Here is a 15,084-nt window from a genome sequence, read left to right on the forward strand (position 1 = left end):
GGCAGGGGAGGGCCGATGCGCCACGCTCGGCTTTCCGGTATGATGGTCCGGTTCCTCGGCGAGGGAGGCCCACTGGGCGCTCCGTGATCGACGCGGCAGATGCGCAACACGCCTGCCTTGCCGTGGCCATCTGACCGATTCCGAGGAGATTCACATGTCTGACAAGCTGACGCTGACCGCCCAGGTCCGTACCGAGTTCGGCAAGGGCTACGCCCGCCGCATCCGCGCCGCAGCCGGCATCCCCGCCGTCATCTACGGCCACGGCGAAGAGCCCAAGCACGTGGTGCTGCCCGGCCACGAGACCATGATGGCGCTCAAGCACCCCAACGCCCTGCTCACCATCGACATCGACGGTGACAAGCAGCTCGCGGTTGCCAAGGACGTCCAGCGCCACCCCATCAAGCCGATCATCGTCCACGTGGACCTGCTGACGGTCAAGAAGGGTGAGAAGATCACCGTCGACGTGCCCGTGCACCTCGAGGGTGAGGTTGCCCCCGGTGCCATCCACGTGCTCGAGAACGCGACGCTCCAGGTGCTCGCCGAGGCGACCGCTCTGCCCGAGTCCTTCGTGGTCTCGATCGAGGGCCTCGAAGAGGGCGCCAAGATCACCGCTGCCGACGTCGAGCTGCCCAAGGGCGTCGAGCTTGCCGTTGACGGCGAGCTGCTCGTGGTCCACGTGACCGTGCCCCGTGGCGCTGCCGAGGACGAGGCCGCCGAGGACGAGGCCGAGGAGGCCGCCGCGGCTGCCGAGGGCGACGAGGCTTAAGATCTCTCTCATGCGAAGCGCCCGTCACCCCTGGTGGCGGGCGCTTCGTCGTGGAACCGCAGAAGAGCAGGAGACCATGAGCGCGCTGGTGATCGGGCTGGGCAACCCGGGCGAGGAGTACGCCCTCACACGTCACAACGTGGGCCAGATGGTGCTCGACGAACTCGCCTCTCGCGGCGGCGGCGCCCTGTCCGTGCACAAGAGGACCCGCACCCGCGCCGCCACCGTGCGACTCGCGGGCCAGCCCGTCGTGCTCGGTGCTCCCATGTCGTACATGAACGTGTCCGGAGGGCCCGTAAGCGCGCTCGCGAAGTACCACTCGGTCGAGCCTGCATCCGTGATCGTCATCCACGACGAACTCGATATCCCGTTTGGCCAGGTGCGCCTCAAGAGGGGCGGTGGCTCGGGCGGCCACAACGGCCTCAAAGACGTCTCCAAGGCCCTGGCGACACCGGACTACGTCCGCATCCGGGTGGGCATCGGCCGCCCGCCCGGCCGCATGGATGCCGCAGCCTTCGTACTCAAGCCGTTCTCGTCGACCGAGCGCAAGGAGCTTCCCTTCCTCATCGACGATGCGGCCGATGCTGTCGAGGCTGTGCTGAGCGACGGCCTCGAGGCCGCCCAGCAGCGCTTCCACTCGAAGAGCTGAGCGACGTCACTTAAGGCCAGAGTGCATCGGCGCTGCTGGGGCGTTGGAATGGACACACCCCCCTCGCGCGTCACTACTATCGAAAGTACTGGTGCGGGCCGCCGTTGCGCCTGCGTCGAACCACGGCGAATGCACGAGGGAGGACGCGTGACCACCACCGACAATGCCTGGGAGATTCCCCAGAGCGATCACCGGCGTTACGGCGCTGCGCTGTTCGATCTGGACGGTGTGCTGACGCCGACGGCCGAGGTCCACATGAAGGCCTGGCACCGGATGTTCACCGACTACTTCGCGGCGCATGGCATCACCCCCGCGTATACCGACGACGACTATTTCGCGTACGTCGACGGCAAGGCACGCTACGACGGCGTGCGTGCGTGCCTGGCCTCTCGCGGCGTGGTGTTGCCCGAGGGCGACCTCACGGACCCCGCTGGCACGGAGACGGTGTGCGGGATTGGCAATACCAAGAACGACGCATTTGCGGCGATCTTGCGCGACGAGGGCGTGGACCCGTACACGGGCTCCGTGCGGCTCATCGATCACCTCGAGTCGCTCGACGTGCCGATGGCAGTGGTGTCGAGTTCCCGCAACGCCCCCGAGGTGCTCAAGGCCGCAGGCCTCGCTGACCGCTTCGAGGTCGTGGTCGATGGCTCGGTGGTGGCGACGGAGGGCATCCGCGGCAAGCCGGCCCCCGACATGTTCGAGCTCGCCGCCCAACTACTGGGCGTCGAGAGCGACGATGCCGTGGTGATCGAAGACGCGCTGTCCGGTGTGGCAGCCGGGGCCGCGGGGGACTTCGGCTTGGTGGTGGGCGTTGATAGGGGAGCGGGCGCGGCAGCGCTGCTCGCGGGGGGTGCAGACGTGGTGGTGACCGACCTTGAGGAGCTGATTGCCCCGTGAAAGCAGCCAAGCGCGACCAGAGCGACACGAGCGCCCCCGACTACCTTGACCGTTTGCGGTTCCCCGTCGATCCGTGGCGCCTGGTGGAGACGGAGTTCTCCAAGGCAGACCTGGGTGTCACCGAGACCCTGTTCGCCGTAGGTAACGGTTACCTGGGACTACGCGGCAACGTCGAGGACGGGCACGACGCCCACGCGCACGGCACGTTTATCAACGGCTTCCACGAGACGTGGAAGATTCTGCACGCCGAAGAGGCATACGGCTTCGCGCGCACGGGCCAGACCATCGTCAACGTGCCCGACCCCAAGATCATCCGGCTGTACGTCAACGACGAGCCGCTGCTGTTGTCGATCGCCGACCTGGTGAGCTATTCGCGGGTGCTCGACATGCGCGACGGCGTGCTGTCGCGCGATCTGATTTGGCGCACGCCCTCGGGTAATCGAGTGCGGGTGCGCTCGACCCGCATGGTGTCGTTCGCCCAGCGCCACCTGGCCGTGATGACGTTTGAGGTGACGCTGCTCGACGAGGAGGCGCCCATCGCCATCTCGTCGCAGATGCTCAATCGCCAGGCGGGCCTGGACGAGTACCGTGCCAACCCCTCTCCTGACGTGATCGCCGACCCGCGTAAGGCGGAGCGGATGGAGAAGCGCGTGCTCGAGCCGCGCCTCCAGCACGCCGAGGGCGACCGGATCGTCCTGGGCTACCAGTGCGCGACGTCGGGCATGACGCTCGCGACCGCGATGGAGCACTGGGTCGACTTCGAGGACGACTACGACCGGGTCGAGGAGGTGGAGCAGGACTACGCCAAGCACGTGTTCCGAGCCCGCGCCAAGCCCGGCCAGACCTTTACCCTCACCAAGGTCGTGAGCTATCACACCTCGCGCGCGGTGCCTGCGAGAGAGCTTGCCGACCGTTGCAACCGCACCCTTGACCGGGTGCGCGCAGAGGGCTTGGACACACAGTTCGCGGACCAGCGCCAGTGGCTCGCGGACTTCTGGGAGCGCTCCGACGTCGAGATTGGCGGCAACGACGCGATCCAACAGGCCGTGCGGTGGAACCTGTTCCAGCTCGCGCAGGCAGCGGCGCGTGGTGACGGGCACGGCATCGCCGCGAAGGGTGTCACCGGCTCTGGTTACGGAGGCCACTACTTCTGGGACTCCGAGATCTACGCGCTGCCGTTCTTCATTTACACGTCCCCCGTGATCGCGCGCAACGCGTTGCGGTATCGCTACCGAATGCTGGGCGCGGCAGAGCGTCGCGCGGCTGAGATGGCGCAAAACGGCGCGTTGTTCCCGTGGCGCACCATCAACGGCGAAGAGGCGTCGGCCTATTACGCGGCCGGCACCGCGCAGTATCACATCGACGCGGACATCTCCTTTGCGATCGACAAGTATGTGCGTGCCACCGGTGACGACGACTTCCTCGCCCGCGAGGGCATCGACATCCTCGTGCAGACCGCACGCATGTGGGCCGACCTGGGCTTTTGGCGCACCGTGCCGGGCAAGGGAGAGTCGTTCCGCATCCACGGCGTGACCGGCCCCGACGAGTACACGACGGTGGTCAACGACAACCTCTACACGAACGTGATGGCGCGCTTCAATCTGCGGTGTGCCGCGCAGAATGTGCGCAAACTCCAGGACCGTTGGCCTGAGCAGCACGCCAGGCTCATCTCGAGGCTGCAGGTCACCGAAAGCGAAATCGAGGAGTGGGAGCGGGCCGCCGACGGCATGGCGATCCTGTGGGACGAGCAGTTGGGCATCCACCCCCAGGACGCCCTGTTCAACGAGCGCGAGGTGTGGGACCTCGCCAACACTCCCGCGGAGAAGCGCCCGCTGCTGCTGCACTTCCACCCGCTGGTGATCTATCGCTTCCAGGTGCTCAAGCAGGCCGATGTGGTGCTCGCCATGTTCCTCCAGGGCGACGACTTCACGCTCGACCAGAAGAAGGCCGATTTCGAGTACTACGACCCGATCACCACGGGAGACTCGACGCTGTCGGGTGTGGTGCAGTCGATTGTCGCCGCAGAGGTGGGCTATCACGAGCTCGCGCTGCGCTACTTCTGGGACGGCCTTTACGTCGACCTAGGCGACCTTCACTCGAATGCCTCTGACGGTGTGCATGTGGCCTCGACCGGCGGAGTCTGGGCTGCGCTCGTCCACGGCTTCGGTGGCCTGCGCGACCAGGGCGAGGTGCTGTGCTTTGACCCCCGCCTTCCCGAGGACTGGGACTCGCTGACCTTCCGCCTGTCCCAGCGCGGCACCCGTGTGCGGGTGACGGTGCGTCAAGAGGAGATCTCCTTCACTATCGAGGAGGGCCCCGGACTGTCGGTGCAGGTGCGTGGCGAGCGCTTCTCGCTCACGCAACTGGCGCCGCTGACGGTGCCTCTCGACGGCCAGGGCGAGCGCATTCCAGGCGCGCCCGACCCCACCAAGTACCACGGCACGGTGCGCGCGGACGGCACGGTCATCACGCCCTCGCTGCCCGCCACCGTGAACGAGGAGACCACGCTCACGCACGAGATCCAGCTCGACGAGGTTGTCCACCATTACCGGGAGGACGAGCACTAGCAGGGCCGATGCACTGGCTGGCTACCGCTGCATCACGCGAGCAAGGAACTCCTGGGTAGCAGCTTCCTGAGGGGAGCCGAAGATCTGCTCGGGGGTGCCCTGCTCGAGGATGCGACCTTGGTGCATGAACACCACGCGGTCGGCGACGGAGCGAGCGAAGTGCATCTCGTGGGTAGCCATGAGGATGGTCGAGCCACCCTCCTTGAGCGAGCGCACCAGGTCCAAGACTTCGCCCACGAGCATGGGGTCGAGGGCTGAGGTGATCTCGTCGAGCAACAGCAACTCGGGGTCGGTCAGGATCGCGCGCACAATCGCAACGCGCTGTTGCTGGCCGCCCGAGAGCTGATCGGGGTACGCCCCCACCTTGTCCTCAAGCCCAAACCGAGCGAGCAATTGCTCGCCACGGGCTCGCGCATCGGCCGTGGGGATCTTGTGCACCTGGCGTGCCGCGAGGGTGACGTTGTCGATCACCGACATGTGGGGGAAGAGGTTGAAGTGCTGGAACACGACACCAATGCGAGAGCGCACCCGGTCGACGTCCACGCGCACATCCGTGATGTCGTCGCCCGAGAGGCTGATGGTGCCGTCGTCGACCCGCTCAATGAGGTTGATGGTGCGCATGAGCGTGGATTTGCCGGAGCCCGAGGCGCCGATGAGCACGACGACCTCGTGGGCGTCGACGCTCAGGTCGACTCCCTTGAGGACGTGGTTGTCGCCAAAGAACTTGTGGACGTCGTGAAGGGCCAGGACGGGAGAGCCGGTCACACCGTTCCTCCCATCTGCTCGCGCTTGGCCATGCGGGCCGACACGTAGTCGGTCAGGCGGATCATCGGGAAGCTCAGGGCCACGAACAACAGGCCGGCCACCACGTAGGGCGTGAAGTTGTAGGTGGTCGCCTGGACAATCTGCGCGGCGCGGATCGCGTCGACGGCGCCCAGCACGGAGATCAGGCCCACGTCCTTTTGCATGGACACAAAGTCGTTCATGAGCGCCGGAACGACCTTGCGCAGTCCCTGGGGGATGACCACGAGGCGCAGCGTCTTGGCATGCGAGAGCCCCAACGACCGCGCGGCGATGCGCTGCGAGGGGTGCACGGCCTCCATGCCTGCACGCAGCACCTCAGCGACGTACGCGGAGTAGCACAGCGAGATGCCGATGGTGCCGAGCACGGCGGCGGGGTAGCGCTGGGTGGGGTCGAGGGCCGGGATGCCGAAGCCCACGAGGTACAGCACAATCAGGACCGGCAGGCCGCGAAACAGGTCGGTGTAGGCGGTGGCAAACATGCGCAGCGGGAACCACACGGGTCCACGCAACGAGCGCAGGACCGCGAGCAGGGTTCCTACCACCGCCACGGCGATGGTCGCGAAGAACAGCACCCGGATGTTGAGCCACAGCCCCTCGAGAATGCGCGGGAACGAGTCCTTGGCGACCTGAGGGTTGAAGAAGGTTTGCTGGACGGACTCCCAGCCCGGGGAGTTGAGCACGAGCGTGCCGACCACGGCGGCGAATACCACCGTGGACACCAGCGCGATCAGGACGGAGCGCCCCGAGGCCCGGCGCCGGTGGGCCCGGCGGTCGAGCTCGAGAGCACTGGGTTGCCACGTGATCTGGGGCGCCCCGCCTGTCGTCATCAGCAGTCCTTAGTCGAGGACGGGCACGTCGACGGCCTCGGAGAGCCACTCGGTCTCGAGCGCGGCGAGGGTGCCGTCCTCGCGCAGCGTGTCAACGGCCTCGGTCACTGCAGCGGTGTTGGCCGAGCCCTTGGGAAGCACAATGCCGAACTCGTCGCCCTCGGCGCCAGCGAACTGGCCCACGATCACGCCGTTGTCGACCTCGACGGCCGCGGAGTAGAACGCGCCGGGCAGGTCGGTCACGAAGGCGTCGATCTGGCCAGCGTTGAGCGCGCCCACGACGTCGCCCACGTTGTTGAAGACCTGGACGTTGTCCTCACCGAGCGCCTCGACGGCCGCGGTGTAGGAGGTGGTGCCCACGGCGACGCCCACCACGGAGTCGGTCAGGTCTGCCAGCGAGCCGGCCTCGGCCGCGGCGTTGCCCTCGACCGAGACGATCGCCTGCGCGGTCGTGTAGTACGAGGAGGAGAAGTCGACGGCCTGCTTGCGCTCGTCGGTGATGGAGAACTGCTGGAGGTTGAGGTCCCAGTCCTTGGCGCCAGGGGCGATCGCGGTGTCGAAGGTGGTACGGGTCCACACCACGTCCGCGGCGTCGTAGCCAAGCTCCTCGGCAACGGCGTAGGCCACGGCTGCCTCGAAGCCCTCACCAGTGGTGGGGTCGTCGCCGATCACCCAGGGCTCGTAGGCGGGCTCGCCGGTGGCGATGGTGAGCTTGCCCTCGACCACGGTCTCGAGCGCGACGTCGGTGGACGTGGTCTCGGGAGTGCCGGTCGCGGCGGGCGTGGGGTCCTCGTCGGAGGTACCGGAGCAGCCCGCGAGCGCGAGAGTCGACAGGGCAACAGCCGCGACGGTGGCGCGGCGCAGTGAAGTGGTGATCATCATTTCTCCATGGGTGTGCGTGTGGAGCGTGATCGACGCTGATCGCTCGCGGTACGTGCGCATCCTACTCGGCGGTGGAGGGATGACTTGAGCCTGCGGTCCCGTCTGCGCCCGCCAGCCGCCAGTCGGCGAAGTCGAAGCCGGGGGATACCACGCAGCTGACCAGGCACTCCTCGTCGCTTGCGAGTGTGGCGGACTGCCAGACGCCGGCCGGCACCAGGACCTGTGCCGCCGCACCCGAGGCGACGGGACCGAGCACCACCACCCGCGCATCGGCCGTATCGGCGGGTCTCTCGCCGTCGCCACCCAGGCGCAGTTCGAGCGTGCCTGGCCCGTGCCACAGCCACATCTCGTCGGAGCTCACGACGTGCCACGCGGAGCTCTCGCCCGGCGTGAGGAGATAGTGGATGACCGTCAGCGCTGGGCGCTTGCCGCCGTCGGTGTCGACGGGGATGGGGGACGTGTAGGTCCGGCGGAACCAGCCGCCCTCGGGGTGGGGGGCAAGGTCCAGGGCCGATGCGGTCGCGGGGGTGGTCATGTCAGGCCTCCTGGGCACGGGCAGCGGGGAAGGGAGGGCCGATGCGCGGGCCGGGCGGGATGGCCGCCGCCCCTCCCGCGTCCACGAAGGCAGCGGTGGCGTGACGCACGCGTCCGCCGATCACGGTCGCGGCGCAACGGCCGTCACCGGACTCGGCGAGCACGGTGAGGGTCTCGTCCGCGGTCGTGACGGGCACGTCGAAGAACGCAAGGTCGGCCCTGGCGCCGACGGCCAAATAGCCCGTGCGGTGGGCGCCCTCGTCGATGCCCATGGCGTGGGCGCCGCCCAGGGTTGCGGCGCGCAGCAGCCGTTCGGCGAGGTCGTCGCCCGAATAACCCTGCCCGCGCGCGACCCGCATGAGTTCCTTGACCTCTCCCATGAGGTCGAGGGAGGGGGACGAGGACAACGAGTCGGTGCCGATCGCGATGGGCGAGCCCTCGCGCAGGTAGGCCGCGACGGGCGGGGCGTCGAGCCCGATCACCTCGTTCGAGCGGGGGCACAGCGCCACTGTGGTGCCGCGCGCACGCAGGATCGCGCGGTCGCGCTCGGACATGTAGACGCCGTGCGCCACATGGCAGTCGGGGCCTAGAACGCCCAGGTGGTCGACGTAGTCCGTGGCGGAGGTGCCAAATCCCGCCTGGCGCAACTCGATGAGGCTGCCCAGGCCCTGCGACTGCCACGGCTCGGCGGCGTCGTGCGCGAACTCGCGCTCGATTCCCGACTCGCCCAGGTGAATGTGAAGGCGCCGGCCGCGTTCGCGCACGATGTCGGGGATCTCGAGCAGCGGCACAATCTCGAGCGAATACGGCGCGTGGGGGCTCAGCCCGGTGCCGGGTCGGTCGGGCAGCGAGTCCAGGGCGGCCTCGACCTCGGCGCGGCCACGCTTGGACCACTCGTCGTTGGTCCAGTCCATGACCTCCCAGTACGCGATGCCCTGCAGGCCTGCGTCGTGGAGGGCGTGGGCGGCCTCGGGGTCGGTGACGATGTCTGCCGCGGCGGTGGTGCCGGTGGCGACGAGCATCGCGGCCCCTGCCGCGGCATCGGCTCCCCAGTCGTGGCCGCGCTCGTATACGGGGTTGAAGCCCGTGATCCAGTCGTCAAATCCCTGGTAGGTGCGCTGCGCGACCTCTGCCATCCCCGTGTACTGCAGGTGGGTGTGGGCGTTGACCAGCCCTGGCGTGAGGACGCCAGGCCAGCGCACGTGGGTGACGGGCACGCCACGTTCGGCGAGCGAACGCTCCACCCACGCGCGTTCGCCCACGTGCAAAATGCGCTCGCCGCGCACGGCGATCGCGCCGTCGAGGATGGGAGGCGCGGTGATGGGCAGCACGAGGTCTGCCGAGTACAGGGTGACGGGGTAGCCGGTCATGAAGCTCCTGGGTGGTGCTGGGTGGTCTCGTCCTGGGGGCCGATGCGGTAGCGGGGCGAGCGCCAATCGCCCGCCGAGGTGGCCGAGGCGCGCTCGCCCGCGGTGACGGGCACGCCGCGCTCGCGTGCGGCGACGGCGCCCACGTGGTCGACGGCCGCGTGGCTCAGGGCGTGAACGCCTGGCCCGCGCCTGCCCGTGGGTCCGTGGCCGGTGACGAGTTCGCGGACGGCCGCGAGTTGCGTGGCGAACGACAAGTCCATGATCTCGATGGGGTTGCCCTCGGCGGCAGTGACGTTGATGCAGCCGCCGCGGTCGAGCACGAGCGTGCCGGAGCCGCTCAGGCGCTCGACGCTCGTGGCGACGGGCTCAAGGCTCTCGCCGGATGTGAGCAGTTCGTCGAGGTCGATCTCGCCAGGCACCCCGCCTGCCACGGCGACGGAGGCGGCGCTCGCGATCATCGCGGCAGTGATGGTGCCCGGCCAGCCCGTCGCCGAGACCACGAGAGCGCCCTCGGCCGAGTGCGCATCGGCCCCCACCACCTCGAAGCCGTCGTGGGCGGCCAGGAGTGCGCGCACGGGGTCGCGCTCGGCGACCCGCACGACGGTGCCGAGCGCGCGCAGGTGTGCGGCGACGCCCTCACCCACGGGGCCGTAACCGATCACCAGCGCCGGTTGGTCGCGGACGGAGACGCCCGCATCGTCGAGCAGGTCAGCGATCGCAAGGACGCACGACTGCCCGGTGCCGTAACGGTTGTCGAAGCCGGTCTTGGTGATCGCGTCGTTGACGGCGATCACGGGGATGACCAGCTCGCCCGCAGCCTTCATGGCCCGCAGCGGCGTGAGGCCAGAGGTCGTCTCCTCGGTGGCGCCGATCCACTCGTGCGCGAGCCCCAACTCGTGGCCCAGGCGGGTCAGATGGCTGCCGTCGTCCACCAGCACGTCGAAGCCGCGCTCAAGGAAGGCGCTCGCCGAGGCGCGTTCCTGGTCAGCGGTCAGGGTGTCGTCCGCGTCGCACGGGACGCCGCGGGCGCGCAGTTCGGCGGCGACCTCGGGGTCGGTCTCGTCCGGGTGGGCGTAGACAGCCACCTGAGCGCCAGCGTCGCGCAGCATGAGCGCGAGGTTCGCGGTCTTGGGCTCGAGGGTCATGGCGACGCCTATCCGCAGGCCCGCGACGCAGCGCTCGGCGGCGAGCTCGCGCGCAAGCGCCCGGGTGACGGGCATATGGGCGCCGGCGAACGAGACTCGTCCGCCCGCGTCGCCCCGGCTTGGCAGCGGGCGCCCATCGAGCGTGATGGCGCCGGAGGAGACATCGACAACCACCGCATCGGCGCTGGTGTCATGCCTGTGGGGACCGGCGGTGACCAGCGCGCCCATGCCCGCGAGCATGTCGCGCAGCGCTGGCGCGACGGGGCCATCGCCAGCCACCCGCATGGGTCGTCCGGCGATCAGCAAGTTGGTGTCGCGGGCGAAGCGGCGCAGCAGCCGCTCCGCCTCGCCGCGCGCATCGGTCATGAGCCAAGTCTAAGTTTGGCGTCACTGTAGAAACGTCCTCTGCGCGGCTGACCCGTGGGGGTGCTCCTGTAGGACGAGAGTTTTCGGTGCGCGCGGTACGGGGGTGTCCTACACGTCGCTGAACACGGCGTTCGTGTGGCGTTCACCGTCGACGTCTCCTAGGAGCGCATCGTGGCCTGGCATGCGCAGGCCACCAAGCACGTCGACCCGGCGATGACCCCGCTGTGGATGGGTCTGTGGGAACGCGACCGACAGGGGCATCCGCTCCAGCTCCGCCAGCGTGCGCGACGAATTCGAACCGCGCCGAGAATGGTCCTAGAGGAGGTTGAGGGCGGGGGCGTGCACTGTGTCTCTGTGGCCATGCGTTGGATAAGACGCAAAAAAACCGCGGGACTGACCCATTGACAGGCCCCAGGGGGGGGTGTCATAGTTCCGTCATCGTTCACCGGATGAGCGCAGTTCTAGGGCGAGCACAGGTGATTCCGAGGGGGAATTCAATGGTGTCACAATCACGTCGCCGTGCACGACACCACTTGAGGGGAGCCCGGGTGCCCTTGCTGGCGCTCGCCATCGTGGCTTTCGCGCCGGGCGTGGCGCACGCCGATATGAGGGACGGTGACGCCTACGCCTCGTCAGCTAGTCCGCAGGTAACCACCGGGTACGGGAGCACCGCGAGTTCCTACGGATCGTGGTATATGAAGGATTCGGCCACCGGCAATTTCACGGGCCAGATCGAGTCGGTGAAATACAAGTTGACCCAAGGTGACAATCATCACTTCTATATGCGCCTGAACACTTCGGCGCTTGACTATCGCACGCTTTCCGAGCGCAGCGGTGAGCGGCGAACGGCAGGAACCACAGCCAAACAGTCGGCGTGGACGAATGTCTCGTCCAAGGCCATTGTGCTGCCGCACACAGGGTCGGGCTTTCCGACTGCTGGCTCCGACCGATATGTGGTCACGGTCAATACATGTCTCGATATTCCGCTGAGGCCAGACACTTGCACGGGAAAATCACTCGGGAGGACCTGGTGACGGCGCACAACTCTCGGCGATGGACCCGGGTCAGGATCGTTACCGTACTCGTGCTCGGTGCCATCGCGGCCACCTCCACGGCATCACACGCTTACGACACAGCGAGCTACTGGCGGGAGTCTCACAAGCCCTTCTCCCTCTCCGGCTATGGATCGACGGGACAAGCTTACGGTTACGTGAAGATCTACAACGGAGACGCGGGCCTGCGCCTCTACCACTACTCGAAGTACAAGTTCTCTCAGGGCGACGATCACGTTCCCTACTTTCTCGGCACCTCCGAATGGAATGCAGGGACATGCGGTGGCATGGGCCTCACCATCAGAGTGAAAGGTGTCGAAGTCGGCGCTTCGGGCAGTTGCGCGGCGACGTTCTACGAGGGTGCTGACCTTCCGCGCGCGACGGGCAAGTCAGACGGCACGACGAGTCGGCAACTCCTGATCAAGTCTGCTAAGCCCAACACCGGTTCAGATCGAGGTCGAGCCCGGGTGCGGGTCTGCATCGACGTGCCCCTCAAGTTTGACCCCTGCTCCGGTCAGTTCATCAGCGCTGCGGACACCTTCTAGTGGCCGGGGCCGCTCTCACCGGAGGCGGGGTTCGTCTCGAGGAACTGACGCATAAGTTTGCGCATTTCACGCTCGGCCCATTGAGCGTCGAGTTGGAAAATGGCGTGACCGCCCTTCTCGGGGAAAACGGAGCGGGCAAGACGACCCTCATGCGTGCCATGGTTGGGGTCCTCCGTCCGGACGGCGGGAGCGTCGACTGGCGACTCGGCGCGCCCAAGGGTGGTGCAGGCTATCTTCCGCAAGAGTTCGCTCCGTGGGGACGCTTCACTGCGCATGAGTACCTCGAATTCGTCGCGTGGGCCAGATCCACGCGCGCGGACCCCATTGAGCCTCGGGCCATCGACACGGCGCTCGCAAGCGTGGGCTTGACCGAACTGGCTCACCGGCGGGTTCGCGAGCTTTCGGGCGGTATGGTGCGCCGGCTCGGCATAGCGCAGTCGCTCATCGGGTCGACCTCAGGGCTCGTGCTCGACGAGCCCACGGTGGGTCTCGATCCCATGCAACGACGCGGCGTCCGTGAGCTCATCAGGGAACTGGGTGCCGAGCGCATGGTGTTGGTGTCGACGCATCTCGTAGAGGATGTGGTGGCGATCGCGGACCGACTCCTGGTGCTCCACCATGGGGAGCAGGTCTATTTGGGTCCGCCGTCGGGCATGTGTGACGGCGAAAGCCCGACAGCGGAGGCACTGGAGAGTGGACTCGTCCGCCTCCTGAGCGAGAGACGGCCCGAGACCCATGACTGAATGGCGCGCGCTCACCGCCGTCGTCCTGCGGCGGGGTTGGTTGGCGTGGTGCGGCGGCCTGTTCCTCGTGATCGAGGCGTGGGTGCTGACCTTGCGGGGCGCCCCTTGGCGGCACGACCTCGTCTGGACCATCGACTGGTTCGCGATCAGTCACATTCTTGTGGGTCCGATCGTGGCCGGTGCGGTCGCCATGGACGTGGCACGGATGACACGTGGCATGCGAGAGTTTCCCACTCGGGTGACCCGATCACCTGTGCTGCTCGTCGGGAGCACCTACGCCGCGGTCGTGGGTGCAATCCAGGTGCTCATGTTCGCCCTGACCACCATCCTGTGGCTCCCACCGGGCTTCTCCTGGGCCGCTCTGCTCGCGATGGTGGCACAGTGCTTCATGGTCGTGGGGTTCGTAGGCCTGGGAACGGCATGCGGGGCGCATCTGCGGGTGGCACTCGCGCCTATCGTCGCGGCGTGTGCCGCCGTCATCGTCGTGACTCTCACGGGCTCCTCCGGAAGTAGCTACTCCCTTTTCTATGCGGGTGGTGCCACGGTGCCGCGCATCGGCTATGCCTACGACGGCGCATGGCTCGCCGTGCAGGTGGTGGCTCTCGCAGTCTTCGTGTGCGTGCTCACCATCGTTGCGACCAGGCCCTATGGAAGGTGGCCCGTCACTGCAGTGGCCGCAGCGGCGGTGGCCGGCATGGTCGGTGCAGCGATGGCCAGCGCATGGGCACCCGGGGAGAGGTACATGGCCGTGGAGCGTGAGCCCACTACATGCGGTGGCCTCGTCACCGTCTCATGGTGCTACTACCCCGAGCACGAGTGGGTCATGGACTCCTACGCGGAGCACCTCATCGTGCTGATCGAGTCCGCTCGAGAGGCGGGATACGACACGTTGGTGCCTGAAGTGATCGAGGAGGCGAGCCAGGTGCGGTGGCCCGCAGACGCGAGCACGGGCGTGTTCTACGTGTCGTCCGACGTGCTGGGAGGAGGAGCCTCGGATCTTCGGCAGATCACCTCCGACCTCGTGTCTCCGCTGCAGTGTCCCCAGGTTCAACAGGACCTGCCGCCCAGCGAGCAGTACTGGCACGATCTTGAGGCGTTAGTGAACACGTGGGTCGCGTTGGCGGAGTCGTATGGCACGCCGACGGCCCCCTCTCCAGACGAGGTACTTTCCCCTGAAGATGCTGGAAGGCTCATCACAGAGTTCCGCACATGCACGCACGCATTCTGACGCGAGCGATCTCGCTAGCGTGGGGTCGATTCACGGTGCTGGTGCGCGTCCAGCTTCACGCCCCCGCACTCGTGCTGGCGGCGCTCTGCGTTGCCATGGCGCTGGGAGCGCGGACCGAGGTGATCCGCACCGTAGGCCCCCTGGTGTTCGAGCCAGGAATCCCGTGGGGTGTCGCTGTGGGAGCGTTGGGGGCCACGGCAACGGCCATGGCCTGCACGCCCTCTCTTGGCAGGGTGGTGACCCGGACAGCGCGGTCGGTGGTGTTGCGGTGCTTGATGTTCCTGATCCCCGCCACGGCCCTGATGGCCGCCATCGCTTTGGCCGCGGCGCTGACGCCAAGCTTGGACTTCTTGGCGGGTGCCCGGTCCTACCTTGCCTTCGGCGCCGTAGCCCTCGCAGCATGCGCCGCACTCGGCGTGCATTTCTCTTGGCTGCCCGTCGTGATTCTCTTTGGGTCAGGCGTGCTCTCGCCCTTGGACGCGGGCCCGTGGAGTCCATTTGGCTTGGTTATCGACCCTGAGAGCAGCGCTAGCCGCACGGGGCTGGTGGCGATCGTCTTCGGGGTGTCGCTGATGATCGCCGCGTACGATCCTGCGAACCGAGATCATCTTCCTGGCGGGAGCCTGCGGAGAGCCCAACGGCGAGAAGTGAGTTCCGCGGCGCGGAAGGCTCGCAGCCCCACCACTTAGGATGGTGGGGCCGGAGA

Annotated in this window: 15 protein-coding genes and 1 pseudogene; 10 read left to right on the forward strand and 6 right to left on the reverse strand. The window is 67.5% G+C overall.

The genetic code is table 11. The annotated features are described in order from the left end of the window. The first annotated feature begins 154 nt into the window (after positions 1–154). The 4 genes from ACK5NO_RS06870 (at position 155) to ACK5NO_RS06885 (ending at position 4,882) form a co-directional block, all read left to right on the forward strand. Complete coding sequence (locus tag ACK5NO_RS06870; RefSeq protein WP_416811917.1) at positions 155–766, forward strand: 50S ribosomal protein L25/general stress protein Ctc; 612 nt, start codon at positions 155–157, stop codon at positions 764–766. Positions 767–842: 76 nt separating this feature from the next. Continuing rightward, entirely contained in the window at positions 843–1,415 is a 573-nt protein-coding gene (gene pth, locus ACK5NO_RS06875; RefSeq protein ID WP_416811918.1) for an aminoacyl-tRNA hydrolase, read from the forward strand. A gap of 147 nt (positions 1,416–1,562) precedes the next feature. Next, on the forward strand, positions 1,563–2,315 hold the full coding sequence (locus ACK5NO_RS06880; protein ID WP_416811919.1) for an HAD family hydrolase: 753 nt from the start codon (positions 1,563–1,565) through the stop codon (positions 2,313–2,315). Continuing rightward, on the forward strand, positions 2,312–4,882 hold the full coding sequence (locus tag ACK5NO_RS06885; protein WP_416811920.1) for a glycoside hydrolase family 65 protein: 2,571 nt from the start codon (positions 2,312–2,314) through the stop codon (positions 4,880–4,882). The genes ACK5NO_RS06880 and ACK5NO_RS06885 overlap by 4 nt, the downstream gene beginning before the upstream one ends. Positions 4,883–4,903: 21 nt before the next feature. On the opposite strand, the gene ACK5NO_RS06890 is transcribed toward ACK5NO_RS06885, so the two are convergent. The 6 genes from ACK5NO_RS06890 to ACK5NO_RS06915 form a co-directional block, all read right to left on the reverse strand. Further along, positions 4,904–5,647, reverse strand: a complete 744-nt coding sequence (locus tag ACK5NO_RS06890; protein ID WP_416811921.1) for an amino acid ABC transporter ATP-binding protein — start codon at positions 5,645–5,647, stop codon at positions 4,904–4,906. Next, positions 5,644–6,513, reverse strand: a complete 870-nt coding sequence (locus ACK5NO_RS06895; RefSeq protein WP_416811922.1) for an amino acid ABC transporter permease — start codon at positions 6,511–6,513, stop codon at positions 5,644–5,646. Before ACK5NO_RS06895 ends, ACK5NO_RS06890 begins: the two co-directional genes overlap by 4 nt. 9 nt (positions 6,514–6,522) lie before the next feature. Continuing rightward, positions 6,523–7,392, reverse strand: coding sequence for an ABC transporter substrate-binding protein (locus ACK5NO_RS06900; protein WP_416811923.1), 870 nt, complete (start codon positions 7,390–7,392; stop codon positions 6,523–6,525). A 64-nt stretch (positions 7,393–7,456) separates the two neighbouring features. Further along, on the reverse strand, positions 7,457–7,930 hold the full coding sequence (locus ACK5NO_RS06905) for a cupin domain-containing protein (RefSeq protein WP_416811924.1): 474 nt from the start codon (positions 7,928–7,930) through the stop codon (positions 7,457–7,459). Position 7,931: 1 nt separating this feature from the next. Beyond that, a complete protein-coding gene (locus tag ACK5NO_RS06910) occupies positions 7,932–9,299 on the reverse strand; it encodes an amidohydrolase family protein (protein WP_416811925.1) in 1,368 nt (455 codons plus the stop codon). Further along, the gene (locus tag ACK5NO_RS06915; RefSeq protein ID WP_416811926.1) at positions 9,296–10,810 is read right to left on the reverse strand and encodes an adenosylhomocysteinase; all 1,515 of its coding nucleotides are present in this window, start codon (positions 10,808–10,810) and stop codon (positions 9,296–9,298) included. The genes ACK5NO_RS06910 and ACK5NO_RS06915 overlap by 4 nt, the downstream gene beginning before the upstream one ends. A 129-nt stretch (positions 10,811–10,939) precedes the next feature. Between ACK5NO_RS06915 and ACK5NO_RS06920 the strand changes: the two are divergent. The 6 genes and pseudogenes from ACK5NO_RS06920 to ACK5NO_RS06945 all read left to right on the forward strand — a co-directional run. Continuing rightward, positions 10,940–11,095: pseudogene (locus ACK5NO_RS06920) on the forward strand (IS3 family transposase); the annotation flags it as partial. A gap of 263 nt (positions 11,096–11,358) precedes the next feature. Next, a complete protein-coding gene (locus ACK5NO_RS06925) occupies positions 11,359–11,844 on the forward strand; it encodes a hypothetical protein (protein ID WP_416811927.1) in 486 nt (161 codons plus the stop codon). A gap of 176 nt (positions 11,845–12,020) precedes the next feature. Next, positions 12,021–12,407 (forward strand): hypothetical protein, encoded by a 387-nt coding sequence (locus ACK5NO_RS06930; protein WP_416811928.1) that lies wholly within the window; start codon positions 12,021–12,023, stop codon positions 12,405–12,407. Continuing rightward, complete coding sequence (locus ACK5NO_RS06935) at positions 12,407–13,150, forward strand: ABC transporter ATP-binding protein (protein ID WP_416811929.1); 744 nt, start codon at positions 12,407–12,409, stop codon at positions 13,148–13,150. Before ACK5NO_RS06930 ends, ACK5NO_RS06935 begins: the two co-directional genes overlap by 1 nt. Beyond that, on the forward strand, positions 13,143–14,378 hold the full coding sequence (locus ACK5NO_RS06940; RefSeq protein WP_416811930.1) for a hypothetical protein: 1,236 nt from the start codon (positions 13,143–13,145) through the stop codon (positions 14,376–14,378). The genes ACK5NO_RS06935 and ACK5NO_RS06940 overlap by 8 nt, the downstream gene beginning before the upstream one ends. Beyond that, positions 14,360–15,067: a hypothetical protein gene (locus tag ACK5NO_RS06945; protein WP_416811931.1), complete on the forward strand. Its 708-nt coding sequence runs from the start codon at positions 14,360–14,362 to the stop codon at positions 15,065–15,067. Before ACK5NO_RS06940 ends, ACK5NO_RS06945 begins: the two co-directional genes overlap by 19 nt. Positions 15,068–15,084 lie beyond the last annotated feature (17 nt).

The sequence above is a fragment of the Demequina sp. genome (assembly GCF_047975725.1).
Lineage (GTDB): Bacteria > Actinomycetota > Actinomycetes > Actinomycetales > Demequinaceae > Demequina.